The organism is Nocardioides sp. URHA0020 (genome assembly GCF_000620705.1).
Lineage (GTDB): Bacteria > Actinomycetota > Actinomycetes > Propionibacteriales > Nocardioidaceae > Nocardioides.
Genome location: NZ_KK211169.1, coordinates 59,226 through 76,957, shown reverse-complemented (window position 1 = coordinate 76,957; position 17,732 = coordinate 59,226). Strand labels below are relative to the sequence as shown.

Here is a 17,732-nt window from a genome sequence, read left to right as displayed (position 1 = left end):
GCAACCGTTCGAACACCCCGGGGGGACAGTGTGAGCAGCCCGCTCACCCACGCGCGCACCAAGCCGCCGCACGCGGTACGCCGTGACCTGCAAGGTCTGCGTGGACTCGGCGTCGCCTTCGTGGTCGTTGGGCACCTTTGGCAGTGGCCAGCGGGCGCTTTCACGGTGCTCGACATGTTCTTCGTCCTGTCCGGCTTCCTCATCACGCCGATTCTCGTCGACGGAATGCGAGAGCACGGCGCGCGATTCACGGTTGTCTTCTACCTCAACCGGATTCGGCGCCTGATGCCGGCGGCGGGGCTGGTGGTCGCGACCACGATCCTGCTTTTCTACGCCGTGTATTCCTCGGCCCGAGGCCGACTCGTCGGCATCGACGGATTGTGGGCCTTCGCTTTCCTGGCCAACTGGCACTACATCCAGGTCGGGGCAGATTACTTCCACGACCACACGCCGTCCCCGTTCGTGCACTACTGGTCGCTCTCGGTGGAGGAACAGTTCTACGCGGTCTGGCCGTTCCTGATTCTCCTGATGCTGGCCCTGTGGCGCCGGACCCACCGAGAATCTCCGCTGGCAGTGCTGTTCGGCTTCTTGGGGGTCGTCACCGTCCTCTCATTCGGCTACTCGCTATGGCATTCGGCGACCGAACCGATGGCGGCATACTTCTCGACTCTCGACCGGATCTGGGAGTTTGGCATCGGCGGCATTCTCGGGCTCCTATCGGCTCGGTTCGCTCGGCTCCCTCTCTGGCTCGGAATCACCCTGGGGTGGGTCGGATTCATCGGCATCGTCGCCACTGTGTTCGTGATCCCGTTGAGCGTTTCGTTCCCGGCGCCCTGGGGTCTGCTCCCGGCACTGCTGACCGGGGCAATCCTGGTCGGCGGTATCGGCCGCGACACCCGCTATCTGCCGATGGTCGACAACCCAGCAATGGTCTATCTCGGCGACATCTCGTATTCGCTGTACCTCTGGCACTTGCCGCTCGCCGTCTTGCTCACAGCGTGGTACCCGCTCGGCGACCCGCTGTTCTACATCTTGGCGATCGTCATCTCCTTCGGCGCCGCCGTCGCGACCTACCACCTGGTTGAGCGTCCCTTGCGCTTCGCCCGCGTACTGATGACGCCACCAGAGCGGGAGCGGTGGCAGCCGTGGCCAGAGGAGCGTCGAGTACTCAGCCGGCAGGTGGGTTTGTCGGCGCTGGTCGGAACAGCGCTGGCAGCGCTCTGTGCGGCAGCACTCATCCCCCCCGTGATCACCCCGACCGTCCGACCGGCTGCAGCGGCGGCTGGGGCGGACCGACCCATACCGACATTGGTCGAACTACAGCAGCGCCGAATCGTGAAGGCACTCAGCCAGACCAGCTTTCCCGATCTCCATCCGGACCTCGACAACCTCGGCATCGACGCCATGAACGCCGCGCACCAAGAGGGCGAATGCCTCAACATTCGGGCTCACAACCTCGACCGGTGCCGGTGGGGCAACGGTCGCCGAGTGGCCGTGGTCGTCGGCGACTCGATTGCAGTCTCGTGGACCGACGGCATCCGCGCTGCTCTGGTACCGCACGGATGGACTGTTCAGCAGCTCACGATGGTCGAGTGTCCAGCCTGGACGCTGCCTAGCTACCTGCGCATCGACGGCACGAGGTTCGCGGAATGTGCCGAGCACCACGTGTTTGTGCACGACTACATCGAGCAGCACCACCCGGACCTTGTTGTCCTCGCGAGTTCTTGGATGAACGTGCGCAACTCAGAGCGGCCAGACATGCCTAACGATGGAGAGCAACTCGCCCAAGGTGCGTTGTTGGCCACACTGACGGATCTGACGCCGCTTGCTCACCGCATCGTCGTGCTCGGATCGCCACCGTCAGGCAAACCGATCGTGAACTGCAAGACCAGGGTGGGTCACCCGGTGGACTGCGTCACCAGGCTCAATAGGGGCTGGCACGAGGCCGTCGAGGGCGAGCAGAAGGCTGCGGACTCGGCCGAGGTCCCTTTCGTGCAGACCCGGAACTGGTTCTGCTCTTGGAGCCAATGCCCCTCGTTCGTCGGCACGACACCTGTGATGTATGACGGTTCCCATATGACGGCGAAGTACTCCCGACAGCTGGCGCCACTGCTGGGCGAGGCATTGCTCAGCGGGCGTGCGAACACCGACTGATGATTCGAATAGTTGGGTCGAAGATGCGCTCCCACAGGGCGGCAACCATTCGGTCGCCGCCCCACGCGCAGGATTGGGTAAGGATCAGTCGCCGATCTTGGCCGCAGCATCGGTGGTCGCCGCAGCAGCCGACGAGACGGTCTTCTTGGCGGCGGTGGTGGTCGCCTTCGCGCTGCTCTTGGGCGCCGTCGACGTCTTCTTCGCCGTCGAGGTGGTCTTCTTGGCCGCCGACTTCGTCGCCTTCTTGGCGGTCGTGGTGGCCGACTTGGTCGCCTTGGTGGCCTGCGTCTTGGTGGTCTTCGCCTTAGCAGCGGTGGTCTGCGCGGCAGCGGTGGTCGCCTTCGTCGACTCCTGCGCGCGGATCCGGCCGACGAGGGTCTCGCCACGCTTGGCGAGGTCCGCGTACGCCGAGTTCACGGTGACCGCGTTCTCCGCCACGAAGCCCTGCACCTTGGCGGGCAGACCCATCGCGTCCGCCTGCAGCTCGGCGACCCGGGCCTCGATGGCCTCGCGACGCGCCTTGGCGTCCTTGGACAGGGTGTCGATCTGGGTCGCGAGGACGGTGACGGCCTGGTCCCGCAGCGTCTTGGGCTCGAGCTCGAAGCTCGTGACGCGGGTCTGCACGTCCTTCTGGAGTCCGGCCAGCTGCTTCTGGATGTCGGTGAACGCGTCGCGGACGTAGCCGACCACGACGTCGGTGGCGCCGGCGGCGGCGTACAGCGGGCGGGCCGCCTCGGTGGGGATCTCGAACGTGGGGATGTCGAACTTGGCCATGGGTGTTACTCCTTCGGTTGGGTCGTCGTCCTGTTGAGCGCGAGGAACGACGCATAGACGTCGAGCAGCGACTGCTTCTGACGCTCGGTCAGCGCGGAGTCACCGAGGATCGCGAGCTCGACGGATCCGCCGACGCCCTCCTCGGGACTGACGATCCCTGCTCGCACATAGAGCTGCTCAGCGGAGATGCGGAGCGCCTTGGCGAGCTGCTGCAGGACCTGTGCAGACGGTCGGCGCAGTCCGCGCTCGATCTGGCTCAGGTAGGGATTCGAGACGCCAGCCTGCTCGGCGAGCTGACGCAGCGACAGCTGAGCGCCTTCGCGCTGCTGTCGCAGGTAGTCCCCGAGAGTCTCGACGGTCTTGACGACCTTGCCCTTAGCCATTGCCTCCACTGTGCTTGCAACTGCTAGCACTTTGCAAGCACCTGGAGTGTGAGTCCGTGCACACCACCTCGGCCACACGGGTGCCACAGCTTGCACACAAGACGTCAACAACGGAGCCGACGGTCCCTCACCGGTCCTACCATCAAGGCGTGGAGGAGCTGACGTGCGTGACGCGCGACTACGCGTGGGGATCGACGAGCCTGATCCCCCGCTTCCTCGGCACGCCGGCTGACGGCCGCCCCCAAGCAGAGATGTGGATCGGCGCCCACCCCGGGGACCCGGCCCAGCTCCCCGACGGGACCCGGCTCGACGACCACATCCGCAACCACGCGGAGAGCGCCCTCGGCGACCACTCCCTGGAGACCTTCGGCCCCCGCCTGCCCTACCTGGTGAAGGCCCTGGCCGCCGCGGAGCCCCTGTCGCTGCAGGTGCACCCGACGTCCCAGCGCGCCCGGATCGGCTTCGAGCTCGAGACCCAGGCAGGCATCCCGGTCGGGGCCGCCGAGCGGAGCTACCAGGACTGCTTCCACAAGCCGGAGATGATCGTCGCGATCACCCGCTTCGAGGGCATGGCCGGCTTCCGAGACGTCGAGAAGACCGTGCAGATCCTGCGGCTCCTCGAGCACCCCTGGGCAGACCGCATCGCCAAGGAGCTCGACGCTGCGCCGCCCTACCAGGCACTGCACTCCGTCGTGAGCGAGATCCTGGACCAGCGCGGAGACGGGCTGCGCCAGCTCGTGAGCGAGATCGCCGCATCCGCGGCGGCCGCCGAGGAGCGCGGCCACCAGACGTCTCGCACGTCGGGCCGGAGATACCTCGACCGGGCCAGCGTCGAGCGCGAGAGCACCCGCCTCTTCGCCCAGACCGCGTCGCTGGCAAGCAAGTACCCGACCGATCCGGGGGTGCTGGTCACGCTGCTCCTCAACCACGTCGTGCTGTCGCCCGGGGAGGCGATGTTCCTGGACGCCGGCGTGGTGCACGCCTACGGCTCTGGTTTCGGCGTGGAGATCATGGCGTCGTCCGACAACGTCGTACGCGCCGGACTGACGCCCAAGCACGTCGACGTGCCGGAGCTCCTCCACATCGCGAACTTCACCCCGATGCCTGCTCCGCTCTGGGAGCCTGCCGCCCTCAGTGCTCACACGCTCAGCTACCGGCCACCGGTCGCAGAGTTTGCGCTGACCATCGCGCGGGAGCCCGGCGATCGTCTGCCCACGCAAGGCCCGCGCACGCTGCTGTGCCTGGAGGGCGAGCTCGTGGTGAGCAGTGCCGCCGCTCGCCACGAGCTGCGCCGGGGCCAGACGCTCTTCGTGCCGCACAGCGACGGCGCGATCAGCCTGGAGGGCGAGGGCACGCTCGCCGTCGCGAGCGTCCCCGTCAGCTGAGCCTGCCGGTCAGCTCGCGGGCCAGTGCCGCGGCCGGTCCACCCAGGGCTTGCCCTCGTGCCCCAGGGCCGCCGCATCCGCGTCGACCATGATCTCGACGAGCTGCTTGCCGTGCACGTGCGCCTTCCAGCCGAGCTCCCGTTCGGCCTTGGCAGCATCGCCGATCTGGGCGGCCGGCTCGGTGGGGCGCAGGTAGCGCTGGTCGGTGCGGACGTGCTTCTCCCAGTCGAGACCGGCGTGCTCGAAGGCCGCGACGACGAAGTCGCGCACGGTGAAGCTCTGTCCGGTGGCCAGGACGTAGTCCTGCGGATGATCGGCCTGAAGCATCCGCCACATGCCCTCGACGTACTCGGGGGCGTATCCCCAGTCCCGGACCCCGTCGAGGTTGCCCATGTAGAGGTAGTCGGCGAGCCCGGCCTGGATGCGAGCGACCGCGCGACTGACCTTGCGAGTCACGAACGTCTCGCCGCGGCGGGGAGACTCGTGGTTGAAGAGGATGCCGCTGACCGCGAACATCCCGTAGCCCTCGCGGTAGATGGTGGTCGCGTTGTGGGCGTAGAGCTTCGCGGCGCCGTACGGCGAGGTCGGGCGGAAGGCCGTGTCCTCCCGCTGGGGCGCCGGGGCCGTGCCGTACATCGCCGAGCTCGAGGCCTGGTAGTAGCGGCAGTCGAGCTCGGCCGTACGGATCGCCTCCAACAGGCGCACGGCCCCCAGTCCGACGGTGTCGCCGGTGTACTCCGGCTCGTCGAAGCTCACACCGACGTGTGACTGGCCGGCCAGGTTGTAGACCTCGTCGGGCTGGATACGGCGCAACAGCCGGATCAGGCGAGTCTCGTCGGTGAGGTCCGCGTAGTGGAAGAAGAGCCGGGTGTCCGGGTCGCGCGGATCGCGGTAGAGGTGCTCGACTCGCCCGCTGTTGAAGGTGGACGACCGGCGCCGCAGGCCGTGCACCTCATAGCCCTTGGCCAGCAGCAGCTCGGCCAGGTAGGAACCGTCCTGGCCGGTGATGCCGGTGATCAGCGCGCGTCTCGTCACCCTCCGAAGCCTGTCACAAGACGGCGCGGATCTCGCCGACTCGACGACCTCCGCCGAGCAGGGGTGCGTCCCCGGTCCGGCGTACGGCGTCGCCGTCGACCCCCGGCTCCCGATCGATGCCCGACCGCTGCAGTGCAGCCGCCATCACGACCGGCCGGGCCCGGGCCCCACCGTCGTCGATCTTGAGCGCGTACGCCCGGCCGTCGGACAGGGCGACGGCGTAGCAGGCCTCGGCCCCCGCCTTCCCGATCGCGCCGGGGATGGCGGTCAGCAGTGCCATCTCGTCGCGTCGCGTGCCGGAGACCCAGGCCGGGTGCTCCCGGATCGCGGCGGCCACCCGCAGCTCCGGACCGGTCTCGGCGACTGCCAAGCGGCGGAAGGCGCCGGCCAGACCGATCAACGACGTCGACAGCAGCGGAGCACCGCAGCCGTCCACAGCGGCCGCGGCGATCGGCCCGCCGCTAAGGTCCTCGATGGTGGAGCGGATCGCCACCTGGAGGGGGTGGGTCGGGTCCAGGTAGGTGTCGGTGTCCCAGCCGTTGACGACGCAGGTCGCGAGCATGCCCGCGTGCTTGCCGGAGCAGTTCATCTGCAGCGGCGTGCGACCGCCTCCGGCCGCCACGACGGCCTGCCACTCGGCGTCCTCGAGCGGATAGTCGGGCGGTGTCTGCAGCGCGGCCTCTGACAGCCCGGCCGACGCCAGGATCCGGCGTACGCCGTCGAGGTGGAAGGGCTCGCCCGAGTGCGAGGCGCAGACCAGCGCCAGCAGCTCCGACGGCAGGTCCAGCCCGAGACGCACCATCGCGAGCGCCTGGAGCGGCTTGTTGCTCGACCGCGGCAGGACCGGCTGGTCGACACTGCCGACCGACCACGCGACGGACCCGTCTCGGTCCAGGGCGACGACCGACCCGTGGTGGTGGCCCTCGACGAAGCCTGATCGGACGAGCTCGGCAACGACGACGGGGTTCGGCATGGGTGCAGGTTAACTTCACCTGGGTGGCAGGATGACGCCGTGCCGACGCCCGCCCCGCCGCAGTACTGCCCGACGCCGCGAGAGCTCGATGACCTCGAGCTGCTGGCGGTCGGCGCCCTGGCCCCGACGGTGTCTTTCGACGAGGCGGGCAGCCCGGTCACTCTGACGTTGCCCCCGGACGTGGCCGCCCTCGCCGAGGTGGCCGGCGCCGTCGAGCTGGTCGACCCCGAGGGCCTGCCACTCGCACTGGTCAGCATCCCAGGGGGCGCGATCTCTCTACTGAACAAGATTCAGTACGGTCCCTTCCGGCGGCTCTACGTCTCGCCCGCACAGGTCCGACAGCAGTACGCGGGCCGGACCGTCGTCCCGGTCGTCGACGCGCTCCCCGAGGACGAACTGGCCGTGCTGGCGGCGGCGGGACCGCTGCTGCTGCTCGCGCTGGTCGGTCACGGCACTCCCGAGCTCTCTGCGAGCGGGCTCATCCGGGCGACGTTGGCCGCGGCCGACCTGTTGCCGGACGCCGTCGTCGTCGCGGTCCCGCTGGCGGCCCACGGCAACGCCGACGTCGATCACGCGCTCGGGCTCCAGGTCGTGTCCAACTACGCCGGCCCGGACCCGGTGATCGGTGTGCCGGACTCGTCGTCGCCCTGTCCGCCGTCGATCCAGGCCGTCGTCGACCAGGAGCGACCCGCGTCCGTCGACCAGGGCCTGGTCATCTTCTTCACCGGGCTGTCCGGGAGCGGGAAGTCGACGCTCGCCCGCGCGCTGATGGACCGGGTCCTCGAGCATGGCGGCCGGACCGTGACAAGCCTGGACGGTGATGTCGTACGCCGCCAGCTCTCCGCCGGGCTCACCTTCTCCAAGCAGGACCGGGAGACCAACATCCGCCGGATCGGCTGGGTCGCGGCCGAGATCTCGCGACACGGCGGACTGGCCGTGTGCAGCCCGATCGCGCCCTTCGACGAGACCCGACAGCAGGTCCGGGCGATGGTCGAGGACGCGGGGGGCGCCTTCTTCCTCGTGCACGTCGCCACCCCATTGGAGGAGTGCGAGCGCCGTGACCGCAAGGGCCTGTACGCCAAGGCTCGCCGGGGCGAGATCCCGGAGTTCACGGGCATTTCCTCGCCGTACGAGAAGCCAGACGACGCCGACGTCGTCGTCGACACCACCGGCCGCAGCATCGACGAGGTGCTCGACGACGTCCTCGTCGGACTCGCAGAGGCCGGCTACCTCGAGCTCCCGACCTCGGTGGCCGAGCACCGACCGAGCGACGGCTCTCCGGCGGTCGAGCAGCGAGCAGACAGCGCCGACTCCCCGGCGGTCGAGCAGCGAGCAGACAGCGCCGGCTCCCCGGTGGTCGAGCAGCGAGCGCCAGCGAGCGTCGTCGAGACCCCCGCACCCGGCCACAGCGGTGACCACGGGCAGCTGAAGGTCCTCTTCGTCTGCACCGCCAACATCTGTCGCTCGCCCTACATGGAGCTCGCCGCGCGTCGCATCGCCGGCCCGGGCGCGGGCGTCGCCTTCAGCAGCGCAGGCACCCACGGCTTCCGCGACAGTGCGATGGACTCCGAAATGGCAGCCCTCCTCGACACCGACGACCGGGACGCCTTCCGCAGTCGTCCGCTGACCGCGCGCCTACTGGGCAACGCCGATCTGGTGCTGACCGCTGAAGGCACGCACCGGCAGTTCATCCTGGACGACCACCCGGGCGACTTCCGCAAGGTCTTCACACTCGGGCAGTTCGCCGAGATCGTCCGACACTCCGACCTGCACGGGCGCGAGCTAGTGGACTTCGCCGGACAGCACCGCGGTCCGGCCGATCACGCCCTCGACGTCGCCGACCCGTATCGACGCGGCTCCGAGGCCGCTCGTGCCTGCGCCGAGCACCTCGATGGGCTCTTGGAGACCGTGGTGCCCGCCTTGGCCGTCACCTCGCCCGGTCCGGCCGGCTGATCAGACCAGTTCTGGAACGCCAGGGACACGGACGTATCCACGGTCCCTGGACTCCAACACTAGTGACGGGTGGCACTCAGTCCCGACCGTAGATGTCACGGGTGTAGACCTTGTCGGCGACATCAGCGAGCACCTCGGTACGTCGGTTGGCGATGATCACATCCGAGCGCTCCTTGAACTCCTCGAGATCTCGGATGACCTTGGAGCCGAAGAACTCGCTGCCGTCGAGCGCAGGCTCGAAGACAACGACCTCGATTCCCTTGGCCTTGATCCTCTTCATCACGCCCTGAATTGACGACATCCGGAAGTTGTCGGAGCCCGACTTCATGATCAAGCGGTACACACCTACCGTCTGCGGCTTGCGCCGGAGGATGTCATCGGCAATGAAGTCCTTCCTCGTCGTGTTCGCCTCGACAATCGCACTGATCAGGTTCTGCGGGACCTCGCGGTAGTTCGCTTGGAGCTGCTTGGTGTCCTTAGGCAGGCAGTAGCCGCCGTAGCCAAAGCTCGGGTTGTTGTAGTGATTGCCGATTCGAGGGTCGAGGCCGACACCCTCGATGATCTGCGCGCTGTCTAGAGCGTGCGTCGCGGCATAAGTGTCCAGCTCGTTGAAGTAGGCGACCCGGAGCGCGAGGTACGTATTAGCGAAGAGCTTGATCGCCTCCGCCTCTGTCGAGTCGGTGAGAAGGACCGGCACGTCGTCGTCCAAGGCTCCCTGCACCAACAGCTCAGCGAACGCCTGTCCGCGGTCGCCCCGATCACCCACAACGATGCGGGAGGGGTGCAGGTTGTCGTAGAGAGCACGCCCCTCACGGAGGAACTCGGGACTGAAGATGATCGACGCGTCCGGGTACTGCTCACACATCCGCGCAGTGAAGCCGACAGGGACGGTCGACTTGATGACCATGGTCGCCGTTGGCGCGATCTCGAGGACTTCAGCGATGACCGCCTCGACAGATTCGGTGTTGAAATAGTTCGTCCGGCTGTCGTAGTCGGTCGGTGTAGCGACGACGACGATGTCGGCGGCGCCGTACGCCTCGTACTTGTCGAGAGTCGCCTTCAGCTGCAGCGGTCTTTCGGCGAGGTACTGCTCGAGCTCCGGATCCTCCAGCGGCGACTCCCGCCGGTTGACCATCGCCACCTTGTCGTCGTCGAGGTCGATCGCCCAGACCTCGTGGTGCTGCGCGAGGACGACGGCGTTCGAGAGGCCGACGTAGCCGATACCTGCGATGGCGATCTTCACGACGACGAGCCTAAGGCGCATTGCGACCGCACCTCGACGGAGTCCCCAGGTTTCACCAGACCGTGACATGGAGTTTGCACGCGTGGGTGGCCGTGGCCTGCCGCTGCCAGTTCGACGAGACTCACTCTTGAACCCGGGACTACATGCGTAAAGTGGACAGCGTCAGTTGACTTCGTCGGCTCCCCTGCCCAGACGGATGCCGATCGCTACGATGTGGGCTGCGCGTCCCGAGGAGAGGTTTTCCGTCCGCCATGACCCAAACCCACACTGACTACCGGCTGAGTCAGCTCGACCAGCTGGAAGCGGAGTCGATCCACATCTTCCGCGAGGTGGCTGCGGAGTTCGAGAAGCCCGTCCTGATGTTCTCGGGCGGCAAGGACTCGATCGTGATGATGCGGCTCGCCGAGAAGGCCTTCTACCCGGCCAAGATCCCGTTCCCGGTGCTGCAGGTCGACACCGGCTACGACTTCCCCGAGGTGCTCAGCACCCGTGACAACTGGGTCAACCGGCTCGGCGTGCGCCTGATCGTCGCGAGCGTCGAGGACGCGATCCGCGACGGCATCGTCATCGACGACGGCAAGACCAGCCGCAACCGGCTGCAGATCGGCACCCTGCTGAACGCACTCGAGGAAGGTGGCTTCACCGCCGCCTTCGGTGGCGGGCGCCGCGACGAGGAGAAGGCCCGCGCGAAGGAGCGCGTCTACTCGCACCGCGACGAATTCGGTCAGTGGGACCCGAAGATGCAGCGGCCCGAGCTGTGGAGCCTCTACAACGGCCGCCTGCACGAGGGCGAGCACATGCGGATCTTCCCGATCTCCAACTGGACCGAGCTGGACATCTGGGACTACATCGGCCGGGAGGGCATCGAGATCCCGACGATCTACTTCTCGCACCAGCGCCGGGTCTTCAAGCGCGACGGCATGCTGCTCAGCGAGAGCGAGCACAATCCGCTGCGCTCGGGCGAGACGGTGGAGGAGCGCACCATCCGATTCCGCACGGTCGGCGACCTGACACTGACCGGTTGCGTCGAGTCGACCGCCAGCACGATCGACGAGATCATCGACGAGGTCGCCGTCGCCAGGGTGACCGAGCGCGGTGCCACCCGTGGTGACGACCGGTTCTCCGAAGCAGCCATGGAAGACCGGAAGAAGGAGGGCTACTTCTGATGGCCACCGTCAAGAGCGAGCAGATGGACCTGCTCCGATTCGCCACCGCCGGATCCGTCGACGACGGCAAGTCCACCCTCATCGGACGACTGCTGCTCGACTCCAAGTCGATCTTCGAAGACCAGCTCGAGGCGGTCGAGGCGACCTCGCAGTCCAAGGGCTACGACTACACGGACCTGGCCCTGCTGACCGACGGACTGCGTTCGGAGCGCGAGCAGGGCATCACGATCGACGTCGCCTACCGGTACTTCGCGACGCCCACGCGCAAGTTCATCATCGCCGACACCCCGGGGCACGTGCAGTACACGCGCAACATGGTCACCGGCGCCTCCACCGCCGACCTCGGCCTGGTGCTGGTCGACGCCCGCCAGGGCCTGACCGAGCAGTCCCGTCGGCACGCCGTGATCCTCTCCCTGCTGCGGGTCCCGCACCTCGTGCTCGCGGTCAACAAGATGGACCTCGTCAACTTCTCCGAGGAGGTCTACGAGAAGATCCACGCCGAGTTCGCCGCCTTCGCAACCAAGCTCAACATTCCGGACCTCGAGGTCATCCCGATCTCCGCGCTGCAGGGCGACAACGTCGTCAACCGCTCCGAAAACATGCCCTGGTACTCCGGACCGACGCTCATGCACCACCTCGAGCACGTCCACGTCGCCTCGGACCGCGACCTGGTCGACGTACGCTTCCCAGTCCAGTACGTCGTACGACCCAAGTCGGACGAGCACCACGACTACCGCGGGTACGGCGGCATGGTCGCCGGCGGCGTCCTCAAGCCCGGCGACGAGGTCGTGGTCCTCCCCTCGGGCATGACCTCGAAGATCGCCGCCATCGACCTCTTCGACCGTGAGATCACCGAGGCGTTCCCCCCGATGTCGGTGACCGTGCGGCTCGAGGACGACGTCGACGTCTCGCGCGGCGACATGATCGCTCGCGTCAGGAACGCCCCGAAGCCGTCGCAGGACATCGACGCGATGATCTGCTGGATGACCAACGAGCCGCTGCGCCCCCGTCAGAAGCTGGCGATCAAGCACACGACACGCTCGGCGCGGGCGCTGGTGAAGGACATCCAGTACCGCCTGGACGTCAACACGCTGCACCGCGACCAAGAGACCAAGGAACTCGGCGTCAACGAGATCGGCCGCGTCCAGCTGCGCACCACGGTGCCGCTGCTGTGCGACCCGTATTCGAAGAACCGAACCACCGGTTCCTTCATCCTCATCGACGAGGCGACCGGCGTGACCGTCGGTGCGGGAATGATCAACTCCGGCAGCTGAGTGAAGGGGGACCGATAGCGGGGTGCCGCTTCACGGCGACAAATGTCTGAGCAGCCGTCAGTCGTTCGGACGAGCCTCTTCAGGGGCGTAGCCGTACCCGTAGCCGTACCCGTACCCGTGGCGACGCTTGTTCGGCACCATGTTCAGGACAACACCTACCGGACTGACATCAACCTGCTGGAGCCGTTGCACCGCCTGGCCGAGTTGATCCTTCGTCGTCTTCCCGAACCGAACAACGATGATTGCACCGTCGGCCTGGGATGCCAGCAGAGCTGCGTCCGTGACGGGAAGAAGGGGTGGCGCGTCAACGATGATGACCTCGTACTCGCTGCGCAAGCGGTCGAGCAACTGCGCCATGGCGTTGGACTGCAGCAATTCAGCAGGGTTGGGAGGAACCGCCCCGCTCGCCAGAACGTCTAGGTCAGCCTCGGCGTAACGCTGGATCGCGTCCTCCAGTTTGACTTTTCCGACGAGAAGTGTGGTGATGCCGACCGCATTGTCGAGACCAAGCGACGATGTGGCCTTCGGGCGACGGAGGTCGCCCTCGATCAACAAGGTCTTATGCCCCGCCTGAGCCATGGTGATGGCCAGGTTGACAGAGGTCGTCGACTTTCCCTCCTCAGGCACAGCCGACGTGACCACAAAGACCTTATGCGCGCTATCCACCTCCACGAACTGGAGGTTCGTGCGGAGCACGCGGAACGCCTCGACCCTCGGAGCATGCGGCTCGAGCGAGGTGACCAGAGGTCGTTGGCGTGCGCTACCGTCGAACGCGATCCCACCGAGAATCGGGGCGTCGAGCTTCTGCGCGATGTCCTCCTCGGACTTAACTGTGGTGTCGAGGAGGTCCCGCAGAAGCGCGGCGCCGACTCCGAGGAGCAGACCGAGGACCAGGCCCAGCGCCAGGTTCCTCGCCACACGAGGACTGAGCGGGTCGGTGGGCAGGGACGCCGCATCGACGATCGTGGCCTTGATCGGGGCATCGGTCGTGCCGACCGGCGTCTCCAATTGACGGACGAGGTCAACCAGACTCTCCGCGTAGCCCTGTGCAATGGCTTGCGCCTCGCGCGGGCTCGGATCGGAGTATGAAATCTTCAGGTTGACGGTCTCCGGGACGACGGTCGCGCTTACGTTGTCGATCAACTCATCCGGCGTGAGGTCGAGCCCCAGCCGATCGATGACCGCGGTGGCGAGATCTCGGCTCGCCACCAAGTCGGCGTAAGAGCTGACGCGTTGGGCAGAGAACAGGCCACCCTGATTTAGGTCTGACGCCGTGTCTGATGTCTGGGTCGTCACGAACAACCGCGTGCTCGACTGGTAGACAGGGGTCACAGCGAGCGTGTAAGCGACGACTCCACCGAAAACAATGCACGCTACGACTGCGATCGTAAGCCAACGGCGGCGCAGCAGTCGCAGATAATCGCCAAGCTCCACGAGCCGAACCCCCTCTGAGTATGTCTGCGGGAATCCTAGTGGCACGGCGCGGGATCTCCTCTTTGGCGGCCGCCAGCGCAGCGCCGGGTCCGCCGGTATCGTTCAGCAGCGTGACCGTCTTATCAGCGCTACAAACCGCCGCTACGCCACGCCTCCGGGCGGCGAGCCTGATCCGGCTGTCCAGCCTCGGCGGATGGCGCTCCTATATCTGGCGCAACCTGCTGATCAGTCTCCACGGCTGCGACGTCTCCACTAGGTATGCGATTCCGTCCAGTCTGAGCACTCCGCACCCGATCGGCATCGTGATCGGCGAAGGAGTGCGAATCGGAGACGACGTCACGATTTACCAGAACGTGACTCTCGGTCGTGATCGTCGTGGCGGTTACCCTCGCATCGAGGACGGCGCGTGCCTCATGCCGGGTGCAAGCATCGTCGGCGGGGTGACGGTTGGCGCGCTGTCTATCATCGGCGCGAACGCGCTGGTGACGGACGACGTCCCGCCCGGTCATGTGGTCCGGGCGATGGTCACGACCTCATCCGCAGCTGCCACAGCACCGGCGGAGCCCGGCGAGTGGCCGCGCGGGTGACCGCCCGCGTCAGACGCTAGTTTTCGCCTCGACCGCGCCCGATGCCACCCAGCATCGAGAGCAGTCCGCGCACGTCGGCCGGTCGAGGAATCAGGAAGTCCCTGACTCGCAACCCGTAGTACCTCCGCAGGAACAGGATGCTCAGCAACGGCGGGATAGCGCTGGCCAGCATCGCGAGCGCGGCGCCGATGGCCCCGAAAGGCGGGACCAGCAGGACCACCAGCACGACGTTAAGAACCATCCCGATTGCAATCGAGATGCTCCTCAACCACGGGCGACCCAGGGCCATCAGGCCCGCGGTGGCAACCGACCCGCTTGCCGTTATGACCAGCGGAGGCAGGAGCAGGAGTGCGGGCACTACCGAAGCCGCGAACGCATCGCCGAATATCAGCGGCACCAGGAATGGGAGCGTGACCGCTGTCGCCAGGGCGAGAACCAGGCTCAGCACTAGTGAGAACCTCGCATGCCGCGCCAACCGTTCGAAGTCGATTGCCGCCGATTCATTCACGAGGACGACGCTTCGGATCGATACCGTAACGACGCTCAGCAGCGACGCAATGTTGATTGCGAGCGCATAAATTCCCAATTGCTCGACAGACGAGAGCGGAGTCATCAACATCTGGTCCAGATATGTCATTCCGACCATACCTATCGCGCCGAGCCATGCGCCAGCGCTATAACGCCCCAGCATCTCGTAAGAGACTTCGTCATCGCGCAGTTCGTCGGATGACGATTTCGCACCGATATAAACAAGTCCGCCCGCGGCGGCGCCGAATACCATGACGATGAGTGCATACTGAACATGCAATTGACCAAGCGCCCACAACGCAGTTAGTCCGACAATCTGAATCGAGCCAGCAATTATGGCCTCGAATGAAACGCGACGCCATAGTCTTCGCCCTGAAGAGTGCGCCCGGAGTACAACGATCCCGATCGTGGGAATAGTCGCCAGCCCGACCCACATGATCATTTCGGCCAAACCATCGTTCCCGCCGCCGAGTAGGCCAGCGAACGAGGCCACGGTGGCGGCAGCAAGAACGCCCAGTACCAAAGCCATCCACAGACCGCGCACCAGGACCTTGCGCGCAGATGTCGGAAACCTGGCCACGAAGTGCGAGACTGCATCGGGCAACCCTCCGGCGAAGGCCGCGGACGCGGCAGTCATCGGTGCGAGAGCGGCCGCGACCTCCCCGCGACCGGTCGGGCCCAGTGCTCGCGCGAGCACAAACATCGAGACTGCCAAACTCCCCGCACGAGCGACATTGGCGATCGCTACTAGTGCTACCGCTTTGCGACTTCCGCTAATTTCCGACTCCTTTTTAAGCCGACTGCTGGCGGCCGCATCGATGGCAGACGCGAGGGGCGTGGACCGCGCGTCTGACGCAAAGTATAGTGGTAGTCAGCGCGCCGGACGGCAACCTAGATCAAACGTAGACAAGACAAATCCCACTAAGTTATCTGGTCACACCGACAAGGCCACGCAGGGAACTTCACGTTGAATGCTCTCATTCCGCTAGCAGTCCAGCTGGTGCTGCTGACGTCAATCATCCGGCTGTCGCGTGCGCCGAAAGATGCCGGCATTTTTCTTACATTCTTCAACCCGGCCGCATTCTTTGTTCTCTTCGCGACGCTCTTCTTTATACTTCCCGAGATATACGGGATAGCGCACGACTTCTACCTCGACGATTTTCCGGCCCTCGGTTCGACGAAGTCGATGGAAGAGATGTTTGTCAGCGGAGCGTGGGGATTCGCAATATTCCTGTTCTTCGTTGCGCTCGGCATCATGCTGGCGAGGCCGACGACACGGCGCGGCGCGATCCCAAACGCGTCGAGCATCCTGTTGAAGCCGCTGACGCGTCGTCAGCTGACGGTCCTGATCATCTTCCTGCTCGCCGGCGTCCTGGCCAACATCTACCTGAGCGTCCAGTACAGCAACGCCACTGGCTTCCGGTCCCAACTCGTGAAGTCTTGGCAGGGGCGTCTGGTCACTACCGTGGTGTACTTCGGGGAATTCGCGGTGGCGATTATCCTCGCGCAGGCCATAGCAGCGAGGCGGTATGCGCTCGGATTCTTGGCGTTCGGCATCTTCGCGGCCTCCGTGACCCTGACGGAGTCGCGGGGCCGCATTCTCTGGCCAGCAGCGATTGCGGTCATCCTGCTCATCGCCAGCGGTCGACGCATGAGATACGGCCGGCTCATTATCGCGGCCCTCGTGGCCGTCGGCGCGCTTCTACTCCTCGACCCCCTTACCAAGTACCTGACCACAGGGGAACCGATCAGCCTGTCGGCTGTGTTGAACGTCGACTCTTTGTTCCAGCATCGGAACTTCGATGGGATGTCCAACTTCGTCCTAATCTCACAGTCCGGGTATATCGATCCGGACCCGTCGCGGTGGCTCACAGGCGCGAACGACGACTTCATGAACACGTTCTTCCCCTTGGTCCTCGCTCAAGGTGTCGCCTTCGGCGTCAGCGTGCCGGGATGGTTCTACATGGCCGGTGGACTCGTCGGTGTCTGCATTGGCGCAACTTTCTACGGGGTTGGCTTGGAGTACCTGAACCACAAGATCCGGACAATCCGTTCTCCGGAGTTGCTTGTGGGCTATCTCTTCGCCATCACGTGGCTCGCGGCGGTGGGTGGCAATTTCGTCGGGAGCTTGGACAAGGCGTTCGCGAACTTCGTACCGGCGGTCGTCTACCTGATGCTGTCGCGACCTTCGCCTCGGCCGCGACCTTCCGCGGACGCAACCCGGGTGCCAAGACATTCTGGACCATCGCCCTCGCTGAAGGGGGATCTCCCGCACCGTGGCGACGTCGGTACCTGACCGTGGACGCCTCCCACATTAGGCTTGTGACATGAGTGCGACTCTGCGGTTTCTGACCCAGGACCTGACAGACGGATCGCAAGGGCTCGGCAAGTTGGCGACTGTTCGCGGATGGTGCGTGTTCTTGTTCCGTCTCTCCCAATTGGCTGGCCGCGTCCACCCCCTCCCAGCCTTCGCGATCAAGCAGTTCAACCATGTCCTGACCGGTGCCGATCTCGCCTGGCAGGCCGACATCGGGCGGGGGCTCCAGCTGTTCCACCCGCAGGGCGTTGTGATCGGTCCCCGAGCTGCGATCGGCACGAACTGCCACATTCAGCAAGGCGTCACCGTCGGGAACAGGAACTATCTCTGGCCGGTGATCGGCAACGACGTGTATCTCGGAGCCGGAAGCAAAGTCATCGGTGAGATCAGGGTCGGCAACGGTGCACAGATCGGCGCCAACGCGGTGGTGCTGACTGACGTGCCCGACTACGCCACCGCTGTCGGAGTTCCAGCACGGATTATCCCAGCAAAGTTCGGCGGGGGACTGGCTAGCGGAGGCTGACCC

General features: G+C 65.9%; 15 protein-coding genes. 8 read left to right on the top strand and 7 right to left on the bottom strand.

The genetic code is table 11. The features are described from left to right. Positions 1 to 30 precede the first annotated feature (30 nt). Positions 31 to 2,154 carry an acyltransferase family protein gene (locus N542_RS0115155; protein WP_197025984.1) on the top strand — a complete coding sequence of 708 codons (2,124 nt, stop codon included), beginning with the start codon at positions 31 to 33 and terminating at the stop codon, positions 2,152 to 2,154. Positions 2,155 to 2,238: 84 nt separating this feature from the next. Here the strand turns inward: N542_RS0115155 and N542_RS26730 are convergent, their stop codons facing one another. Then, complete coding sequence (locus N542_RS26730) at positions 2,239 to 2,928, bottom strand: hypothetical protein (protein ID WP_028644650.1); 690 nt, start codon at positions 2,926 to 2,928, stop codon at positions 2,239 to 2,241. Between the two features lie 5 nt (positions 2,929 to 2,933). After that, positions 2,934 to 3,311 carry a helix-turn-helix domain-containing protein gene (locus N542_RS0115145; RefSeq protein ID WP_028644649.1) on the bottom strand — a complete coding sequence of 126 codons (378 nt, stop codon included), beginning with the start codon at positions 3,309 to 3,311 and terminating at the stop codon, positions 2,934 to 2,936. Positions 3,312 to 3,460: 149 nt separating this feature from the next. Between N542_RS0115145 and manA the strand changes: the two genes are divergently transcribed. Then, a complete protein-coding gene (manA, locus tag N542_RS0115140) occupies positions 3,461 to 4,696 on the top strand; it encodes a mannose-6-phosphate isomerase, class I (protein ID WP_028644648.1) in 1,236 nt (411 codons plus the stop codon). A 9-nt stretch (positions 4,697 to 4,705) separates the two neighbouring features. On the opposite strand, the gene gmd is transcribed toward manA, so the two are convergent. Further along, a complete protein-coding gene (gene gmd / locus N542_RS0115135; RefSeq protein ID WP_028644647.1) occupies positions 4,706 to 5,731 on the bottom strand; it encodes a GDP-mannose 4,6-dehydratase in 1,026 nt (341 codons plus the stop codon). Positions 5,732 to 5,744: 13 nt separating this feature from the next. Continuing rightward, on the bottom strand, positions 5,745 to 6,704 hold the full coding sequence (locus N542_RS0115130; protein ID WP_028644646.1) for an asparaginase: 960 nt from the start codon (positions 6,702 to 6,704) through the stop codon (positions 5,745 to 5,747). Between the two features lie 39 nt (positions 6,705 to 6,743). On the opposite strand from N542_RS0115130, the gene cysC reads away from it, so the two are divergent. Continuing rightward, entirely contained in the window at positions 6,744 to 8,657 is a 1,914-nt protein-coding gene (gene cysC, locus N542_RS0115125) for an adenylyl-sulfate kinase (protein WP_028644645.1), read from the top strand. 76 nt (positions 8,658 to 8,733) lie between these two features. On the opposite strand, the gene N542_RS0115120 is transcribed toward cysC, so the two are convergent. After that, complete coding sequence (locus tag N542_RS0115120; protein WP_269319774.1) at positions 8,734 to 9,921, bottom strand: nucleotide sugar dehydrogenase; 1,188 nt, start codon at positions 9,919 to 9,921, stop codon at positions 8,734 to 8,736. A 230-nt stretch (positions 9,922 to 10,151) separates the two neighbouring features. On the opposite strand from N542_RS0115120, the gene cysD reads away from it, so the two are divergent. Beyond that, the gene (cysD, locus tag N542_RS0115115; protein ID WP_028644643.1) at positions 10,152 to 11,066 is read left to right on the top strand and encodes a sulfate adenylyltransferase subunit CysD; all 915 of its coding nucleotides are present in this window, start codon (positions 10,152 to 10,154) and stop codon (positions 11,064 to 11,066) included. Next, positions 11,066 to 12,340: a sulfate adenylyltransferase subunit CysN gene (cysN, locus tag N542_RS0115110; RefSeq protein WP_028644642.1), complete on the top strand. Its 1,275-nt coding sequence runs from the start codon at positions 11,066 to 11,068 to the stop codon at positions 12,338 to 12,340. Before cysD ends, cysN begins: the two co-directional genes overlap by 1 nt. A 57-nt stretch (positions 12,341 to 12,397) precedes the next feature. On the opposite strand, the gene N542_RS0115105 is transcribed toward cysN, so the two are convergent. Further along, positions 12,398 to 13,774, bottom strand: coding sequence for a polysaccharide biosynthesis tyrosine autokinase (locus tag N542_RS0115105; RefSeq protein WP_028644641.1), 1,377 nt, complete (start codon positions 13,772 to 13,774; stop codon positions 12,398 to 12,400). Positions 13,775 to 13,884: 110 nt separating this feature from the next. On the opposite strand from N542_RS0115105, the gene N542_RS25055 reads away from it, so the two are divergent. Continuing rightward, on the top strand, positions 13,885 to 14,361 hold the full coding sequence (locus N542_RS25055; RefSeq protein WP_051551856.1) for a serine O-acetyltransferase: 477 nt from the start codon (positions 13,885 to 13,887) through the stop codon (positions 14,359 to 14,361). Positions 14,362 to 14,377: 16 nt separating this feature from the next. On the opposite strand, the gene N542_RS0115095 is transcribed toward N542_RS25055, so the two are convergent. Further along, on the bottom strand, positions 14,378 to 15,667 hold the full coding sequence (locus N542_RS0115095; protein WP_269319776.1) for an oligosaccharide flippase family protein: 1,290 nt from the start codon (positions 15,665 to 15,667) through the stop codon (positions 14,378 to 14,380). A gap of 222 nt (positions 15,668 to 15,889) precedes the next feature. Here N542_RS0115095 and N542_RS0115090 point away from each other — a divergent pair, with 222 nt between their 5' ends. Together N542_RS0115090 and N542_RS28305 are read left to right on the top strand one after the other, a co-directional pair. Further along, on the top strand, positions 15,890 to 17,185 hold the full coding sequence (locus tag N542_RS0115090; protein WP_028644639.1) for a hypothetical protein: 1,296 nt from the start codon (positions 15,890 to 15,892) through the stop codon (positions 17,183 to 17,185). A gap of 31 nt (positions 17,186 to 17,216) precedes the next feature. Then, positions 17,217 to 17,729, top strand: a complete 513-nt coding sequence (locus N542_RS28305; RefSeq protein ID WP_051551855.1) for a serine O-acetyltransferase — start codon at positions 17,217 to 17,219, stop codon at positions 17,727 to 17,729. The last annotated feature ends 3 nt before the right edge of the window (positions 17,730 to 17,732 follow it).